The sequence below is a fragment of the Pseudoalteromonas sp. CH_XMU1449-3 genome (genome assembly GCF_037027245.1).
GTDB lineage: Bacteria > Pseudomonadota > Gammaproteobacteria > Enterobacterales > Alteromonadaceae > Pseudoalteromonas > Pseudoalteromonas shioyasakiensis.
On record NZ_JAYMDY010000006.1, the window covers coordinates 16,087 to 32,626 of the forward strand.

Annotated in this window: 17 protein-coding genes and 1 pseudogene; 6 read left to right on the forward strand and 12 right to left on the reverse strand. The window is 41.5% G+C overall.

Annotated features, from left to right (window positions below; translation table 11 throughout):
• The first annotated feature begins 89 nt into the window (after positions 1 to 89).
• A complete protein-coding gene (locus WA256_RS09055) occupies positions 90 to 1,118 on the forward strand; it encodes a glycoside hydrolase family 43 protein (RefSeq protein WP_130167342.1) in 1,029 nt (342 codons plus the stop codon).
• 43 nt (positions 1,119 to 1,161) lie between these two features.
• Here the strand turns inward: WA256_RS09055 and WA256_RS09060 are convergent, their stop codons facing one another.
• A complete protein-coding gene (locus tag WA256_RS09060; protein WP_055020596.1) occupies positions 1,162 to 2,790 on the reverse strand; it encodes a sodium:solute symporter in 1,629 nt (542 codons plus the stop codon).
• Positions 2,791 to 3,051: 261 nt separating this feature from the next.
• On the opposite strand from WA256_RS09060, the gene WA256_RS09065 reads away from it, so the two are divergent.
• The 4 genes from WA256_RS09065 (at position 3,052) to WA256_RS09080 (ending at position 6,347) form a co-directional block, all read left to right on the forward strand.
• Entirely contained in the window at positions 3,052 to 3,774 is a 723-nt protein-coding gene (locus WA256_RS09065) for a FadR/GntR family transcriptional regulator (RefSeq protein WP_063527568.1), read from the forward strand.
• A gap of 45 nt (positions 3,775 to 3,819) precedes the next feature.
• The gene (locus tag WA256_RS09070) at positions 3,820 to 4,599 is read left to right on the forward strand and encodes an SDR family NAD(P)-dependent oxidoreductase (protein ID WP_054562977.1); all 780 of its coding nucleotides are present in this window, start codon (positions 3,820 to 3,822) and stop codon (positions 4,597 to 4,599) included.
• A 128-nt stretch (positions 4,600 to 4,727) separates the two neighbouring features.
• Positions 4,728 to 5,435 (forward strand): sulfite exporter TauE/SafE family protein, encoded by a 708-nt coding sequence (locus tag WA256_RS09075; protein WP_062566342.1) that lies wholly within the window; start codon positions 4,728 to 4,730, stop codon positions 5,433 to 5,435.
• A gap of 27 nt (positions 5,436 to 5,462) precedes the next feature.
• On the forward strand, positions 5,463 to 6,347 hold the full coding sequence (locus tag WA256_RS09080; protein ID WP_304635948.1) for an SMP-30/gluconolactonase/LRE family protein: 885 nt from the start codon (positions 5,463 to 5,465) through the stop codon (positions 6,345 to 6,347).
• Here the strand turns inward: WA256_RS09080 and WA256_RS09085 are convergent.
• The 3 genes from WA256_RS09085 to WA256_RS09095 are packed head-to-tail and all read right to left on the reverse strand — an operon-like array spanning position 6,342 to position 8,636.
• Positions 6,342 to 7,229 (reverse strand): LysR family transcriptional regulator, encoded by an 888-nt coding sequence (locus tag WA256_RS09085; protein WP_054562975.1) that lies wholly within the window; start codon positions 7,227 to 7,229, stop codon positions 6,342 to 6,344. The two genes, WA256_RS09080 and WA256_RS09085, sit on opposite strands and share 6 nt — an antisense overlap.
• A gap of 54 nt (positions 7,230 to 7,283) precedes the next feature.
• Positions 7,284 to 8,150: a pirin family protein gene (locus WA256_RS09090; protein ID WP_335990691.1), complete on the reverse strand. Its 867-nt coding sequence runs from the start codon at positions 8,148 to 8,150 to the stop codon at positions 7,284 to 7,286.
• Between the two features lie 60 nt (positions 8,151 to 8,210).
• On the reverse strand, positions 8,211 to 8,636 hold the full coding sequence (locus tag WA256_RS09095; protein ID WP_054562973.1) for a DoxX family protein: 426 nt from the start codon (positions 8,634 to 8,636) through the stop codon (positions 8,211 to 8,213).
• 128 nt (positions 8,637 to 8,764) lie between these two features.
• Between WA256_RS09095 and WA256_RS09100 the strand changes: the two genes are divergently transcribed.
• Positions 8,765 to 9,301: a hypothetical protein gene (locus tag WA256_RS09100; protein WP_335990694.1), complete on the forward strand. Its 537-nt coding sequence runs from the start codon at positions 8,765 to 8,767 to the stop codon at positions 9,299 to 9,301.
• 26 nt (positions 9,302 to 9,327) lie between these two features.
• On the opposite strand, the gene WA256_RS09105 is transcribed toward WA256_RS09100, so the two are convergent.
• From WA256_RS09105 to WA256_RS09140, 8 genes and pseudogenes are all read right to left on the reverse strand, one after another.
• Positions 9,328 to 10,170, reverse strand: a complete 843-nt coding sequence (locus WA256_RS09105) for a DUF4198 domain-containing protein (protein ID WP_175079643.1) — start codon at positions 10,168 to 10,170, stop codon at positions 9,328 to 9,330.
• Between the two features lie 9 nt (positions 10,171 to 10,179).
• The gene (locus WA256_RS09110; RefSeq protein ID WP_055198551.1) at positions 10,180 to 10,680 is read right to left on the reverse strand and encodes a DUF2271 domain-containing protein; all 501 of its coding nucleotides are present in this window, start codon (positions 10,678 to 10,680) and stop codon (positions 10,180 to 10,182) included.
• Positions 10,680 to 11,312: a PepSY-associated TM helix domain-containing protein gene (locus tag WA256_RS09115; RefSeq protein ID WP_274167910.1), complete on the reverse strand. Its 633-nt coding sequence runs from the start codon at positions 11,310 to 11,312 to the stop codon at positions 10,680 to 10,682. The genes WA256_RS09110 and WA256_RS09115 overlap by 1 nt, the downstream gene beginning before the upstream one ends.
• A gap of 196 nt (positions 11,313 to 11,508) precedes the next feature.
• Positions 11,509 to 11,898: pseudogene (locus WA256_RS09120) on the reverse strand (YbaN family protein); the annotation flags it as partial.
• Positions 11,898 to 12,476 carry a biliverdin-producing heme oxygenase gene (locus tag WA256_RS09125; RefSeq protein ID WP_335990700.1) on the reverse strand — a complete coding sequence of 193 codons (579 nt, stop codon included), beginning with the start codon at positions 12,474 to 12,476 and terminating at the stop codon, positions 11,898 to 11,900. The gene WA256_RS09125 and the pseudogene WA256_RS09120, both read right to left, overlap by 1 nt.
• 329 nt (positions 12,477 to 12,805) lie before the next feature.
• The gene (locus WA256_RS09130; protein ID WP_058586044.1) at positions 12,806 to 13,195 is read right to left on the reverse strand and encodes a YbaN family protein; all 390 of its coding nucleotides are present in this window, start codon (positions 13,193 to 13,195) and stop codon (positions 12,806 to 12,808) included.
• On the reverse strand, positions 13,192 to 13,782 hold the full coding sequence (locus WA256_RS09135; RefSeq protein ID WP_335990704.1) for a biliverdin-producing heme oxygenase: 591 nt from the start codon (positions 13,780 to 13,782) through the stop codon (positions 13,192 to 13,194). The genes WA256_RS09130 and WA256_RS09135 overlap by 4 nt, the downstream gene beginning before the upstream one ends.
• Before the next feature lie 69 nt (positions 13,783 to 13,851).
• Complete coding sequence (locus WA256_RS09140; protein WP_335990706.1) at positions 13,852 to 16,485, reverse strand: TonB-dependent receptor plug domain-containing protein; 2,634 nt, start codon at positions 16,483 to 16,485, stop codon at positions 13,852 to 13,854.
• Between the last annotated feature and the right edge of the window lie 55 nt (positions 16,486 to 16,540).

The window sequence follows — 16,540 nt, forward strand, 5'->3', positions numbered from 1 at the left end:
TGTTGTTTTAACTCTTGTGTTCATTCAGCTACTATATAATATGTAATACAATATTAACAATAAAATCGAGACGAAATACAGGACACATTATGCTCAAAAAATTATCTCGGCTAACGCTTCTTAGTGCGTTAAGTGCCTCGCCATTGTCAGCCCTTGCTGATGCTAATAGTAGCAAGACTTTAGCGCCAATTGATAACCCCATTGTACTCAAACGTGCTGACCCTTGGTTAGTTCGCGATGATAAAAGTGGCTGTTACACGTTTATAGGTAGTTCGCCGAAATTTGATGAAATTGAGCTGCGCCAAGCTTGTCGTTTAAACGATTTAAAATTAGCTGAGCCGAAGGTTATTTGGCAAAAGCGTGATAAAGGCCCAATGAGTGTCAATATTTGGGCCCCTGAGCTACATCAGATAGATGGCAGTTGGTATATCTACTTCGCCGCAGGTGATATCGAAAAGCCGTTCAGTATTCGCATGTATGCACTTAAAAACGACAGTGCTAATCCGATGCAAGGTGAGTGGCAAGAAATGGGGCAAGTAACTAGCCACCTTGATAGTTTTTCGCTTGATGCCACAAGTTTTACGCACAATGGTAAGCGTTACATGATTTGGGCGCAGCAGAACCAGCCTGCAACTTATAACTCAGCTTTATGGTTAGCTGAAATGGACTCTCCAACATCAATTAAAGAACCCATTATCGCGATTACTGAGCCAACCCTTGATTGGGAAGTGCAAGGCTATAAGGTGAACGAAGGTGCTGCAGTAATCACCCATGGCGATAAAATATTTGTCACTTATTCAGCCAGTGCCACCGATCATCGATATGCGATGGGCTTGCTATGGGCAGATGTGAATGCTGACTTACTTGACCCTGCTAGCTGGCATAAAAAGGCTGAGCCGGTGTTCACCACCAATGCTGAGCTAGGTCGTTTTGGCCCTGGGCACAACAGTTTTGTAAAAGCTGAAGATGGTGTAACCGATTTAATGATTTATCACAGTCGTGACTATAAAGAGCTCAAAGGCACACCGCTTACAGACCCAAACCGCCATGCGCGAGCACGCATTATTACGTGGGATAAAAACGGTTTTCCTGTGTTTTCACCAGAACTCGCTGATTAAAAAAGGGCGCCAATTGGCGCCCTACAACTTTGGGAACGAACGATTACCAGAAGCGGTAGTAAATAAAGGCAGTAATACCAATAATACCCGCGGTATGAATGTAATCCCACTTATCTAAGCCGGCAGCTACTTCTTTCATAGTTGCTTTATCTAGGCTTGAGAAAGTAAGACCTTTCAATTGTTCTTCGTCTGCTTGTTTGGTGAAAATACTTACCACAATCATAATCGCAACGACCACGACAAATAGCAGAATACAGTAATATAACCAGTTCATTGTGGTGATCCACGCAAATGATGAACCTGTTAAATCATCTTTAAATGGCAGTAATACTAAGCGGATCATACCAAGCACAAAACCTGATACTAAGCCCACAAAACCCGCTGTTGGAGTGATGCGTTTACTACATAAACCTAGTAAAAATACCGCAGCAATACCTGGTGCAATAAGAGACTGCACACTTTGCAGATATTCATAAAGCACATCGGCAATTAAGCTCATGACGGGTATCCACAGAAGACCTAATACAACAATCACGATAGTGGCAATACGGCCTACTTTCAGAAGGTGCTTCTCAGATGATTCTGGTTTGAATTTCTTATAGAAATCAATGGTAAATAAGGTTGCTGATGAGTTAAATAATGATGCTAAAGAGCTCATAAGAGCTGCTACTAAACCACCAATTACAATCCCCTTAACGCCGGCTGGTAATAGCTCAGCAACTAAAGTTGGGAAAGCTTGGTCAGCACTTTCATAGCTAATAATACCTTTAACATTCAATGCGTATGCAATCATGCCTGGTACTAAGAAGATAAATACAGGAAGTAATTTTAGGTAACCAGCAAACATGGTACCGCGACGCGCTTCTTTAATGCCTTTTGCAGATAAAACACGTTGTACGATGTATTGGTCGGTACACCAATACCAAAAACCAATAATGAATGAACCAAATACAATGCCAGGCCATGGGAACTCAGCATCTGAAGCACTGCGAATAAGGTGCATATTAGCATCGTTGATACGCTCAACTTCTGCCCAGCCACCTACTTTATCTAGACCAACAACTAATATGACTAAGGAGCCAATAATGAGTACAGGGGTCTGCAACACCGAGGTCCACATAATGGCTTTCATACCGCCAAGTACCGTATAAATACCGGTGATAACCACTAGGCCAATCGCTGAAATCCAGAAGAAGTCGATGCCCCAAATGCTCTCAATACCTAATATTGTTTTAAATGCGATACCGCCGGCATAAACCGTTACCGCAACCTTGGTTAGTACATAACTAATCAATGAGATAACAGATAAGAAGGTACGTGATTTAGAGTTAAAGCGGCGCTCTAAGAATTCAGGCATGGTGTAGACTTTACTACTCCAATAGAAAGGTACGAAAATCCAACCGAGCAGTAGAATGATCCACGATTGCATCTCCCAGTGAGCCAGTGCCATACCCGATTGTGCACCTGAACCTGAAAGGCCCACTAAATGTTCCGAGCCAATGTTCGATGCGAAAATAGAGGCACCAATCACTAACCAACTTGCATTACGACCCGCTAAAAAGTAATCAGCGGTGTCTTCTTCTTTTTGTCGCATAGACATCACGACAACGCCTAGTAACAGGACAAAAAATCCTGCTAGCACTGCCCAGTCTAAGGTACTTAGTTCGACCATCGTGTGTTCCACCTAATTTTGAAAGAGAATTTTGCTTTTTTAGTTGTTGAATAAAAATATTATATTATAAATAGGTTAAGTGAAAGAGATTTGTTAAAATAAGGTGACAGTCTGTAGGTGAAATGGCGACTATGTTGTTCGAAATATAGACACTTGTATTAGGTTGTTTTTTGCTTGTTATTGATTTTAATAAATTATTTCCAGGATGACGGAATAGCTTTATAGATGTATCATATTACTCAGATCTTTTGAGGAACACACATGGCGCGTTTAGAAAATTTAAACCTATCACAACAAGTTACCAATGAGCTTGGTAAAGCAATTATTGTTGGTGATTATAACACTGAAACGGGGCTACCAACCGAAGCACAACTTTGTGAAGTGTATGGTATTAGCCGCACAGCTGTTCGTGAAGCAGTGAAAATGCTTGCTGCAAAAGGACTGATTTCTTCTCGTCCACGACAAGGTATTCGTGTTGAGTCGGCGGAGAACTGGAACTTATACGACACAAGCGTATTAAAATGGTTGTTAGAAAGCAGCCCATCACTTTACGTACTTAAAGAATTTCTACAAGTGCGCTTGGCGATTGAGCCACAAGCAGCAGCACTTGCAGCAAGAAAAGGCGACCAAGCAGCCATTGCAGAAATTAAAATGGCACTAGATAAAATGCAAGCGGCAGCAGAAGAGCCAGAAGGCGTAATGCATGAGCCAGACCTTGCTTTCCATACGGCTATTTTGCATGCCAGTGGTAACCGTTTTTTCTATCAATTACGTGATTTTATTAGCACGGCTCTGCATGTAAGTATTCAGCATACTACACCTGCTAAGGGCAATAAAAAGGCAATCGCTGAAGAGCACTTTAAAGTGTATAACGCGATTGCGAGCGGCGACCCTGAGCGTGCTAAAAACATGATGACGTACATGATTGATGAAGCAATGGCGTTTATTGAAAAAGAAATCGCCGAAAAAGAAGCGGCTCAATAAGTATCACTTTTTGACGTTGTAATTACTTTAAAACAAAAGGTTATCATGCCAAATTCGAACGAGCTAAAAACAGTTTACCCAAGCCTTGCTGGTAAGAGTGTGTTTATTACTGGTGGTGCATCGGGAATTGGTGAAGTAATGGTAACGCGGTTCTGCGAGCAGGGCGCGAAAGTCACCTTTGTTGATATTGCAACTGAGCAAAGCGATGCGTTATGCGCAAAATTAGCTGGTAAATATGAGTTTGATCCGCAGTTTATCCATTGCGATATTCGTGATGTTGAAGCCTTAAAAGCGGCCATTGAGCAAACTCGTCAGCAACAGGGTGACATAGGTGTGTTAATTAATAACGCAGCCGATGACACCCGTCATGCCGCTGAAAATATGGATGTGAAATATTGGGAAGACAAGTTTGCAGTTAACTTGCGCCCGTGTTTCTTTTCATCGCAAGCTGTGGTTGAACAGATGCAGCGTTTAGGTGGTGGTAGCATTATTAATATGGGGTCGGTTAGTTGGCGTATTAAGCAAACAGGTATGCCTGCCTACACAACTGCCAAAGCGGGGATTGAAGGTTTAACCCGTTCATTAGCTGCTTCATATGGTAAAGACAATATTCGTGTGAATTCACTGGTTCCGGGTTGGGTGATGACAGAGCGCCAAATCACTCATTGGCTAACCCCAGAAATGATTGAAGATGTTCGTTTAAGTCAGTGTATTAACGAAACAATTCAACCAGACCATGTGGTAAATGCGGCATTGTTTTTGGCCGCTGATGACAGCCGAATGATGACAGCACAATCATTGATAGTGGATGCAGGTTGGACATAATTTTGCGAAACAATCGCAAAAAAACTAGCTTGCAATAAAAATTTTTACATAATTCAAATGATACTATAATAATAAAATATGGGTTATAGAATCAACAGAGCTCATACTTAGGAAGGTGGTAAGAAAGTTTGACCGACTTTGTACTTGTTTATTTAATTCTGATTATTGGCGCTTGCCTGCAAAGTGTTATTGGCTTTGGTCTAGGCATGCTATGTGTGCCTGTGCTTTACTGGCTTATGCCAGAGCTGGTGCCTGGGCCAATGATTCTGAATGCGCTGTTTTTAACGTCGGTGTTAATGATTAAACACCGCGGCGCGATAGACATGAAACAAACAGGCATTTCCATTATTGGTGGTGCAGTGGGAGTTATCTTTGCTGCTGTGGTGATGTGGTATGTCAATGCTAAGCAGTATCAACTCTTGCTAGGAGTGAGTATTTTGGTAGTGGTGGCATTGTCTATCATAGGTATGAAACCGAAAATTTCCACCATTACAAGCTTACTCGCGTCAATGTCGTCGGGCTTTTTAGGTACTACAACGTCAGCCGGTGGCGCGCCGATGGGGCTACTCTATCAAGCTGAAGATAAAGACAAAATTAAAGCAAACCTGAGTGCCTTTTTTGTATTTATAAACTTGTTTGGCATTATTGTATTGATGCTGACAGGCTCAGCCGATATGGCTGATGTAAAGCTGTTCTTTTTCTGCTTACCCGCTATTTTAATTGGCTGGGGCTTGTCGTTTGTGATCAACAATAACCTCAATGAAAAGGCCATTCGCGGCATCATCTTGCTGGTTGCGGGCTTATCTGGTCTAGCACTTATTTTCATACACAGATAGAATGAGAATAGTTCAGCAGTTTGTGTAATGAAGCCTATGCTCGATGACACCATTAAAGTAATCATTTCTAGCCAATGCCAATTAGGTGAAGGTGCCTATTTTGCTAAGGCACATAACTGTTTATTTTGGGTCGATATTTTAGGGCAGCGTTTGTTTCGTTTGCAGTGTCAATCGATGCGCGTTAGCCAGTTTACTATGCCAGAACCTATTTGTTGGGTGATGGAAACCGAGCAAGCAGAGTTAGTTGCAGGCTTTGCTAAAGGCGTTTATAAGCTTAATAGTGAAGACTTTAGCCGCGAACTTCTTTACTCAATCGATCACGAACCCTCACAAAACCGCTTAAACGATGGTAAAACGTCTCGCCAAGGCTTTGGCTTTTTTGGCTCAATGGACTCTCAAGAGCAAACCAATAGTGGCAAGTTATACCGTTTTGGTCATGGTCAGGCTCCGACAGCAGTTGATCATGACTACACCATTAGCAATGGGCCTGCGGTAAGTAAAAATGGCCAGTTTCTATATTCTACAGACTCAGATAAACAAACAATCTACCGCTTCACTCTGAATGAGCATGGCGAGCTTGCTGATAAACAAGAGTTTATTCGCTTTACTGACAATATGGGTTTTCCTGATGGCATGACCGTCGATAGCGAAGATCATCTGTGGGTTGCTGCATGGAATGGTTATGGCGTGTATCGTTTTGCCCCAAACGGTGAGCAAGTACAGTTTATTCGCTTACCCGCACCGCGTGTTACGAGTGTCGCATTTGTAGGTGAAGAGCTCACGCATCTGGCAGTGACAACTGCGGCAGTAGGGCTAGAAGACTCAGTGCTCGCTGATTACCCGCACAGTGGTGGCGTGTTTATTCTCGAGCCGGGCGTTAAAGGTATTGCTGAAACGCCCTTGAAGCTATAGGTTTTCCATTACTTGATAACGCAACTCGCCAATAAACGAGCGTGCTGCAGGACCCAGTTTGTCACCGTCTTTAAAGAGTAAATGTAACTTAGCGCTGCGACTGCTGTTATGGGTTAAATTAAGTGCTTTCATTTGCCCTGCCGCAAGTTGTTTTTCTATCGCGACTTTTGGTAACCACGCAAAGCCCAGTCCATTACTGATCATATCAATTGAAGTGCGTAAATGAGTAACAGTCCAGCGTTGATCGGCACCTAACCAGCCACCATCTTGTTTGTGCTTATTCGCTGAATCGCGAACAACAATTTGGCGGTGTGATTTTAAATCTTCGAGTGTGATTTCACGCTCTATCTCATGCAAGGGGTGATCTGGGTGTGCTACAGCAATAAACTCGATATCACATAACTCTTCGTGAAAGTTTGCTGCAATTGGAAAGCCGGTAATGGCAATATCAACCTGATCGTTTTCGAGCAGCTCATTGCCCCCCATTAGCACAGATTCATGCAGCTCAATACGCAGTTGCGGGTATTGCGATGACGTGTCGTTAAGTACTTTATAAAGCAGTTGTTGTGGGAAAATAGCATCAACAGCAATGCGTAACTTACTTTCGATACCTTCACCCAAGGTTTGCCCAATGGCCTCAACTTTAGCTGCCTCATCAAGTAAGTAATTAGCACGGCGCAGCATCATTTCGCCGGCTTCAGTGAGCACGGTTTTACGGCCTTGAATGCTGAATAACTTTACATCGAGTGCAGATTCAATTTTGCCAACTGCATTATGAATACTCGATTGGCTTTTATGAATACCTTGTGAGGCTTGGTTAAAGCCTCCAAATTCAACAACAGCACGAAACATGCGCCACTGTTCTAGCGTAATTCTTAGCATGATGTTCCTTTGCTTACTTAACTACCTAATAGTACCTGTAAATGCTGAAAAAGTTTACTTTTTAGGTGAGGGCAACTCAATATACTCAAGCTCATCACCGGGAATTTTAGCAAAGCGCTGTGCTTGCCAATCTTGTTTTGCTTGCTCGATGCGCTCTTTGCTGTAAGCGACAAAATTCCAATGTAAATACGGGACTTTATTAAATTTACTGCCACCGAGTAAAATAAAGCGGCTGTGCACCAGAGTCGTTACTTCGTGTTCACTGTCATCAAGTAGTACAAAGTCGCCTTGGGTATAGCGGGTATCACCCACACTAATTTCACCATAAATAACATACACGGCGGTTTCATGATGAGGGTGCGGTTTAGTTATATGGCTACCTTGCTCGGCTACAGTATCTACATAAAACATCGGTGAGTAGCTTTTCACAGGGGAGCTTAAGCCATAAGCATCACCGACAATGAGTCGCATCAGCACGCCTTTTTCGATTCTCTCAGGCAGCTGCTGTTTTTTGATATGCTCAAAGCGTGGTGCTATTTCGGTCATGCTCTCAGGTAAAGCAACCCAGCATTGCAGACCATTAATGTCGTGCTCGCTCGCCCGCACTTCAAGGCTTTCTCTTTCTGAGTGCACTATACCGCGACCTGCGGTCATCCAGTTAACATCGCCGGGTTCTATTTGCAGGCTATTACCTAGCGAATCGCGATGGTAAATACTGCCAGTAAATAAATAAGTGAGCGTTGATAGGCCAATATGAGGGTGAGGCCTCACATTTATGCCTTCACCGGGAGGAAAGTGATTTGGCCCCATATGGTCAAAAAAGATAAATGGGCCAACCATTTTTTTGTCAAAATGAGGCAAGATGCGCTTTACATCGAGCCCACCAATATCATGGCTGGTTGCTGTTAATAACGTTGCCATATTCGCGCCCTCTTAAAAACAAATTCAGCCAACAACCTAGGTTATTGGCTGGGATAAATGTTATGCCTGACTACGTTTTAACACTAGTTGATCTAGGCTGATTTTGCCTGCACCAACACTGGCTAATGCTAAAAAGCCGCCTGCCATTGCAATGTTTTTGTAGAACATTAAAAATTGCATTTGATCATCAAGCTGAAAGTGGAATAACAAAGCACTAACTAGGCTGAAACCAGCAAAAGCGACAGCGGTAAGTTGTGTTAAAAAGCCCAGTAAAATAAATAACCCGCCAACAATTTCAAAGGCAATTACAAACGGCAGTAAGAACTCTGGTAAACCTACTGATGCCATGTACTGTGCTGTTGCATCAAAGAATTCTATTTTGCTAAAGCCGGTTAGTAAAAAGATGGCCGATAAACCAATACGTGCCAATAAAGTGCTAATATTTTGTAAGTGTGGTTGAGCTGAGATTAAAGTAAAAAGTTTCATAGTAGGTATCCTGTTTAGTTAAGCAGTGTGTCTGCGATGGAGTAACTATAAGTTCACTTTAAAAGAATTAAAAATTGTATAATTAGCGTTTATCATTCTTTAAAAAAGAATTTAAAAGGAGGTTGAATATGAAGTTGTTGTTATTAATAGGGTTTTGTTTTTCGGTGGCTACAAGTAGCTTAGTGTTTGCCGAACAAAATTTACCAAATAGTCGTCATTATGAGTTGCTAGCTTCAGATATTGCGGTGCAGCAAAGCTGGCAAGTTAAAGACACAATTAAAGGTTATGAGATGCTGGAATATCAAATTAACCTTAATAAAGGCACTACTTTAAAGGTTGATTTTTCTCCATCAAATTTAAGCAACTACTTTAATATTTTACCAAAAGGCAACCCAACTGCTTTGTTTGTTGGCCCGGCAAAAGGTGATCATGCCGAGGTTAAAATTCCTAATAATGGCGATTATGTGATTCGAGTGTTTCTAATGCGCAATGCTGCGCGCCGTGATGAGCAAAGTGAATTTACAGCCGATATCACGGTATTAAAAAATACATTAAAAGACATGCACCCAAGCTGGGATGTCGATGGTGATGGGGTAAATGATTGCGAGAAAGACGGTAGCTGCGATCACACGGTTGACTACAGCTTTCCTCGAAAGTCGAATTAGGCCTTTGCTAAGGCCTAATCAGCATATTATTCAGGCGCTACTTCAAGCGTTGTGAATAATGAGTAACGAACGTTATCGATATCTGCTTCTGCTGGTTTTTGATCAACAGATGCTTCAATCAAATACATATCGGCGTGAGCGAATGTCACAGTAAAGAAACCTTTTTTATCGGTTGTTACTTTAACTTCGTCACGCTCATTACGGTAGCGAGCACTACCACGAACAATAGCAAGCTCAACGTCAGCAGCTGGTTTGCCATCCATTAGTAATTGGAACTTAGCTTCTTCACCAGCAAATAGATCGTTCGGGTGAGTAGGGCCTGAAATTTCTAAGCCCTGACCAAGCAATGTTGGCTTAGAAGTACCATTACGGCTAACAAAAGTATCAACAGTTGCGATTGATTTTACAGTGCGCACGTCGGTTGCGCCTGCTGGTAGGTCTGCTTCTTTTTTACCTGCGAAAACACGGCCGCGATTGCCGTCTTTATCTTTATAGAAAGTCATTAGCATTGGCTTTTGCTGCATAGCAATATGGTAAGTACCGTCTTGCGTTAAGCTCACTGCCGCTGAGTTTTTGCGTTTTAAATAGTATGCACGAATCGTTTCTTCAACCGGCTTGCCATTTGGAGCAAGGGCAATTAATAAGTTGTCGTCATACTCTGCGCCTTTTTGTTTTGGGCGGTATGCTTTATCTGGGCTAAATAACTCATTAGAAATACTGGCATCGATCATCACATAGTGAGTTTTCTCACCAGATAAAGAAGTGTGAGATGGCATTAACCAACGGGCATGTGCTTGTGCATAGCCAGATGCAATTGCTGTGAAGGTCACGGCGCCGATCAGCGCCGTTTTTAATAATTTTAATTTCATTGTTTGTCCTTAATTACTGGTAATGGTAACAAAGCTAGTCGCGAACTCTTTTTCGCCTTTAATTGTGACTTTGCCGTCTTTCGTTAAGTCGATTTCAACGCGGGTGTAATCTCGGCCACCTTCTTCACGTACAACTTCAACATTTAGTAGGTAGCTACCAGGTTTAACTGGGTTGCCCTTTAAATCTTTACCTTGCCACTCAATGGTGTAAGTGCCTGGGCGTTTTGTTGCACCTGTTACACCATCAAAACTGTCGTTGCTACGACCTGCTTTTCGCCACCACTGACGTAAGTCTTTAAACCATTCAGCTTTTTCGACCCAAAGTGCAATAGTGGTAACGTGTTTACGTTCAGGTGTTTCTAGCCATAACGCCACGTAAGGGCGATGATATGGGGAAACATCTAGCTCAGGTAAGGTAAATTCAACGGTGAGGTTGGGATCTTTTGCAAAGCTCAGTGGGCTGAATAAACAGCCAATTAGTAGAGCAACGAGTAAGTGGGCTTTTTTCATTAAGATACTCCTTTAAGTTGAGGCACCCAAACTAGATAAATAACCAAAGGCGTGGCAACACCAAGCAGCGTTAACCATAGACCTGCGGCACGTTTTTTACGGTTTTGAAAGAGGATAAATAATCCGGTAATAGCAAACAGAATCATCAAAACAGCTGAGATATCAATCACCCAGCTCCATGCTTCGCCTGTATGGCGACCCTTGTGTAAGTCGCCTATCAGGCTCATAAAGCCACCAGTTTGATAATCAATATTAAGTTCACCGGTTTGAAAATCGATTTCGGCGTAGGCAAAACCAGCCGGAAGCGGGTAGTCGAGCATTACCAAGGCATCTTCTTTTTCCCACTCAATACTTTTTACATTGCTGAGTGAAAACTGCTGTTGCATGTATTGCTCTATTTCAGGGTAAAGGCTTGGTAATGTGTCGAGGTTTGTTTGCGCTTTTTCAAATAACTCAGCAGAAACAAGTAGTTGGTTCTGACCATTATGTTTATCATTTTCGAGCCAACTAACGTGGTTAAGAATGATGCCACTGACACAAAACAAAATAAGCAAAAAGAATAAGGCCGTTGAAAGGTATATGTGTAAGGCGCGGCTAACGCTATAAAAGCTGCGTTTGTTAAATGAGAACATAATGCGGTTTATTCGTTAAAGATACAAATATGATAATGATTTGTATTACTGATAACAAGCAGGTTTACGTTCTTTACATTTCTTTGTGCTAGAAATGAATAGCGAGGTAAGCCATAACTGCTAGTTGCGAGCTGAGAAAACAAGCGAGCAACATCAAGCGCATCTGTGTGGTTATATTAACTTGAATTAGGGTTGGTTTATTGGGCTCAGATGGGCGGTTAATTAAATAGGCTAATACGCTCAATTCAATCACTGCTACTAAATACATCACCCAAATTGGCGCGGCACTTTGTAGTAAAAAAGCATATCCGATAGTCATCCCCAAACCTGCTAATAACTTAGCACGGGTAGGGACAACCTTATGCTCTTGCCAAAACCTTAACGGTTGGCCGTATCTGGGGTGGTTTAGTAGCCAAGCAGAAAGCTTGGGTGATGAGCGGGTAAAGCACGCCAATGCTAGTATAAAAAAGATAGTCGTAGGCATCACAGGTAATGCAATACCTATGATACCTAAACCCACCATCAATAACCCGAGTAATTGATAGCAGCCATTTTTATAGGCGGTAAACGCCGCTCTCACATTCATCAATAAAGTTGAGCCTGATAAAACTTAAATCGTTGCAGTGCTTGCTCAGCACCCTCTATCAAGGTGGCTTGTTGCTGTTCACAGAGCTCAAGGTTATCAATAAGATGAGTTAGTTGACAGCCTTTAGAGTATTCACTGGCTTTAGCAAGGTAGCGTGCACCACGTTGATTATTTAACTTTAGCTCAGCTTCCACCTGTTTGCCTAATGTAGCTGCAGAAAATTGCGCTCCTTCAATTACATACAGCCAACCAAGTACATAGGCAAAGTCGGCATTTTGAAAGCGGCAGGGGTGCTGTTGATGATTTGGTAATGGGTGCTTTAAATCATCTAAGTCCTGCTCAATTAAAGATAATCGCGTACGATCATGTAAGTTATCTATATATTGATGTAAACCAGCATGCTCGTAGAGGCCTTTTAATTCTAACTGGTAGACATACTGTAAGGTTAAAAACTTTTTATAGTTATCTAAATCAGCACTAGGCGCTAACGCTAATAAATGATGATCAATGTCATCGGTTATGATGCTTATCGCTTGTTTTAGCTTTTCAGCTCGAGAAAGTAGCTCGAGTATTGGCATGAATATGTTCCTCTGCAACGTCTATAGAGTAAATGCACGGGGTAGTTGATGTTGTCATAGGGTTATACCCATAATTTCTAAGTGATAATCAGGCAAAGCTGCTATACAGCTTTTAACAATAAATCGGGCTTAGAATGATGTTATATAATAATGATTTTCATTTGTATATCCAGAAAATGTTTTTACTAAAGGTACAGATCGGACCTGAATATTCTTTGTTTTGTGTTTGTAACGTTTTATCAATATTCCAAAGCTACATTGTTAAAAAGTAAAAAAGCATGGAGGTGTTTGACTGTGAAGTTTAGTTCCAACATGCTTTATAGTATGTACTAAGCGATGCTTGATGGTCGTGTAAGGATATATGTCACAATAAGAATCTTTATAAAACCAATCATGAAAACCAGCCATAGAGCGGGTTCTGCTAAGGCTAATAATGAGAAACTAAAACATATACACGTTACTGCCATGAGCTTTGCTTTGACAGGTATTACCTTGTTTTCTTGCCATAAACGCAATGTTAATCCAAAGCGAGGGTGGTTAAGTAACTGCTTTGCATGTGTTGGTGAAGCATGACTAAAGCACACTAGGGCAAGTATAAAAAAAATCGTTGTTGGCATAATAGGCAAAGCCATACCTACAACTCCTAGAGCTACTAAAGTAAACCCACTTAGTTTTAGTGTGGTTTGTTTGTACCTTATTAGTCGAAGGTTAAATTTCATGAATACACTTGGCTTTGAAATTGTTGAAAACGTGCAAAGGCTTGGCGAGCACCTTCAATTAGAGCAGCTTCTTGGTCTTGTGTTAGCTCTAACGTGTCTATTAGTTGTGTGAGTTCTCGCCATGCACTTCCTCGACCTGCTCCAGGTCCTTTCAAATATCGAGCGCCATGGTTAGCATCGAAGTTTAGCTGTGCCTCTACTTGCTTACCAAGCATAGCAGCTCCAACTTTTGAGCCCTCAACAACATAGAGCCAACCTAAAGCGGTAGCAAAATCTGTCTCATGGGTGATAGAAGGTTCTAAAGGGGTTTCTGGTAATGCGTATTTCAGGTCTTGAAAGTCCTGTTCTAATAAAGACAAGCGACGACGTGCGATTAGATCATTTATATGCTTAGCAAGTTCTGGGTGTTCGTATAATGCACTAACATCTTTCAAGAAGTTGTACTGTAAACTTAAAAATAATAGATAGCTGCTTGTATCGGCAAATGGGTTTTGGGCCATGATGCTTTTATCGACATTATTGTGCACATCAGTCGTTGCTGTTTTTAGTGCTTGAGATCGAGAATGTTCAGTAATGGTAAGAGACATGTTTACTCCATAGATAAAGCACATTGCAGTGAAAAATGATCGCTGCAATGTATAAGGTAAAATAAGAACTTAAAGTTTGATTTCTAGGCCAAGAGTAATGGTCTTTCCAGGCTCGGGCATGGCGACAATAGAACCCGTTGAAACTTTATATTGGTCAGTTAGATTAGTTACAGATGCATAGCCACTCAGGCTTTCGTTGAACGTGTAATCAAGGTAAAAATCTAATTGATAACCAGATGGGATATACTCAAGTGCATCAACACCTGTTGATGATAAGAAGCCGCCAGGGTGGCGCTTATCGGTATGCTTTTTATAAATAAAACCTGTATCTAATGAATCCTCAAACAAGGTTGCACCGATATTGACGATGTAACTCTTTTCTGGAGGAATTCGCAACGGGGTTAAACTGCCTAAAAAGCCTTCACTATTACAACGTTCAGCACCGCCAATATCTGCCAATTCATTTGAACACATCTCTACGTCTTGGTAATTGATCATTGATGCAGATGCATAGAGGTACTGACTTTTATAATCTAGTTTTAACTCGATACCGGGAAGGGTGAATGAGTCATAGTTTGTAAATGCATAGGTGCGTTGCCAAGAATACGCTTCAGGATCCTTGTTGGCTAGGTTCGCCGTAGCAAGCATATCTTTTATTTCAGTGTGGAATAGGCTGAAATTGAAAGTAAAGTTATCATTGGTTGCGATGATGTCACTAAATGTGCTTTCAATATTCAATTCGTATGAATTTGTTCGCTCAGGAGTAATTGGGTAGCCGGGTGAGAAAGAAAACACCTCATTAGAAACGGTTCCCTCGTATAAACTCGGCATTCGATATGCCTTACTATACTTAGCAGATACAAATGTGTTGCCAATCAGAAGATATGAAGCTTGCAAGGTTAAATCTAGTTTAGCATCAAAGTTATGCTCTAATTCAGCTTGGCGGTCTTCAATTTTGGCATCATGAAGGTTCATGTTTAGTAGTAGTTCTAAGTCATTAAAATCTAATTGCGCATTAGCAAAAAAACTATTTGAGGTTCGCTTACCATCACGTGATGTAGGGTATTTTGTATAGAAGGTGTCTTCATAACCTTCTTTTGGTTTTAATTCTTCAGACTGCCACGCATAGCCAGTGGTTAAGGTTGTAGGGATCTGGCTGGCAATTTTAAAGCTTGATACATTATAAGCACTAAAGCCTGAACGAGTATTTGCATACTGGTGGGTATATTGTAATGCGTTTGAACCTAGGTTGCTTGCCAATGCATTGTATTGATCTAATTTTGCATGCGTGTTCCAAAGGTTCACTTTCAAATCGATAAGTGAGTTGTTCGTTGGTAAGTAGTGGTAAATAGCACTGATACTATTTACATGTGCTGTACCAAGTTGCCATTGTGGCATTGCCTCTTCACCTGCAGGAATTTCTTCCCATGTGCCGTCAGGTAGGCGGCGGTAATCACCTTCTTCATATTTGTGCCAATAAGAAGCGAGCATTTCCCCTGCGGCTTGTTGATGATGGCGGGTATTGACTTCGAGAGTGTGTTCATCGGTAAACTCATAACTAAATTTAGCTAAGTAAGATTCACTTTCAAAGCTCGTATTAACGACTTCTGCGCCAGGTGATACCGGAGGGTGAATTTCAAAAGTACTCAGCCAACCCTCAACAACTTCAACAAAATCTTCATAACCATTACTACCAGCAAAGTAGTTGCCGACCTTTTTGTCACTAAAAGCAAATACTGCGCTGAAGTCATCATTTTTATAAGCTGTAGCTAGAACCATTGACCCGTTTTCAAAGTCTGTACTGTTATGGCTTGGCGCTACTTGGTAATACTCTTGCTCTACAGGGTCATCACTTACTTTTGGCATGGAGTTGTTGTTGTATGTTTTTAGTTTTACTAATGCGCCTAAATTTTGACCTTCCTTTAAAATATCAGCAGGATTTAAAGTGCTCATACTGACTGTGCCACCGATAGCGCCTGCGCTAAATGGTGAGGCTTTTGCCGTAGGGCCTTTTTCGACATTCACTGTACTGATCAGGTCTGAGTCAATGTAAGTGCGATCAGAGGTGCCCATATAACCGCGGTTAGTGTGAGTAGACTGTAAGCTACCATCAATAAAAATGGGAACTCGGCCTTCACCCTGTACGCCTCGGATGCCCACGTCTAATGCACCTGCTTCGTTACGAATATTATTCGCCTCAATTCCTGAAAAAGTTGAAAAAATATCAGAGTTTGAAAGGCCGCTTGTGCGGTCCATCTCTTCTCGAGTTATTTTTAATTGCGTACCTTTTACTACGATAACTTCTATATCTTTTTGTTTTTCTGTTAAATCATTAGAGACAGCGCTGTCTTTACCGGTAGTAGAAGAGGTTGAGTTTTTTGAATTGGTCGACTTTATAACAATACTGTTATCGATTACTTCTGCTCGAATAGCTGTATTCTTAAGAGCGACTTCTAAAGCATCATATACTGATTTTTGGCCATGTATTGAAGGAGCGACAATACCTTCTAATATTTTTGCATCAGCAATAAGGTTCATGTTCGCTTGCTGTGCTAGCTGGTTAAGTGAGTTACTTAATGATTGCTCAGCAATGTTAAAAGTAAATACCGCTCTATCTTGAGCGGCAAGGGGAGCGCTTAGGGCTAACCCAAGTGCAAATGCCAAAGGTGATAATTTAGTGGTTAAAGAGTAAGGGGTTTTCATTCATTTACATCCAAGTAATTAACTAACTAAAATGAAAACGAATGAGAATGAGAAT

Coding starts and splice junctions, on each gene's coding strand:
- WA256_RS09055 (WP_130167342.1), top strand. CDS start 90: ATGCTCAAAAAATTATCTCGGCTAACGCTTCTTAGTGCGTTAAGTGCC.
- WA256_RS09060 (WP_055020596.1), bottom strand. CDS start 2,790: ATGGTCGAACTAAGTACCTTAGACTGGGCAGTGCTAGCAGGATTTTTT.
- WA256_RS09065 (WP_063527568.1), top strand. CDS start 3,052: ATGGCGCGTTTAGAAAATTTAAACCTATCACAACAAGTTACCAATGAG.
- WA256_RS09070 (WP_054562977.1), top strand. CDS start 3,820: ATGCCAAATTCGAACGAGCTAAAAACAGTTTACCCAAGCCTTGCTGGT.
- WA256_RS09080 (WP_304635948.1), top strand. CDS start 5,463: ATGAAGCCTATGCTCGATGACACCATTAAAGTAATCATTTCTAGCCAA.
- WA256_RS09085 (WP_054562975.1), bottom strand. CDS start 7,229: ATGCTAAGAATTACGCTAGAACAGTGGCGCATGTTTCGTGCTGTTGTT.
- WA256_RS09090 (WP_335990691.1), bottom strand. CDS start 8,150: ATGGCAACGTTATTAACAGCAACCAGCCATGATATTGGTGGGCTCGAT.
- WA256_RS09095 (WP_054562973.1), bottom strand. CDS start 8,636: ATGAAACTTTTTACTTTAATCTCAGCTCAACCACACTTACAAAATATT.
- WA256_RS09100 (WP_335990694.1), top strand. CDS start 8,765: ATGAAGTTGTTGTTATTAATAGGGTTTTGTTTTTCGGTGGCTACAAGT.
- WA256_RS09105 (WP_175079643.1), bottom strand. CDS start 10,170: ATGAAATTAAAATTATTAAAAACGGCGCTGATCGGCGCCGTGACCTTC.
- WA256_RS09110 (WP_055198551.1), bottom strand. CDS start 10,680: ATGAAAAAAGCCCACTTACTCGTTGCTCTACTAATTGGCTGTTTATTC.
- WA256_RS09115 (WP_274167910.1), bottom strand. CDS start 11,312: ATGTTCTCATTTAACAAACGCAGCTTTTATAGCGTTAGCCGCGCCTTA.
- WA256_RS09125 (WP_335990700.1), bottom strand. CDS start 12,476: ATGCCAATACTCGAGCTACTTTCTCGAGCTGAAAAGCTAAAACAAGCG.
- WA256_RS09130 (WP_058586044.1), bottom strand. CDS start 13,195: ATGAAATTTAACCTTCGACTAATAAGGTACAAACAAACCACACTAAAA.
- WA256_RS09135 (WP_335990704.1), bottom strand. CDS start 13,782: ATGTCTCTTACCATTACTGAACATTCTCGATCTCAAGCACTAAAAACA.
- WA256_RS09140 (WP_335990706.1), bottom strand. CDS start 16,485: ATGAAAACCCCTTACTCTTTAACCACTAAATTATCACCTTTGGCATTT.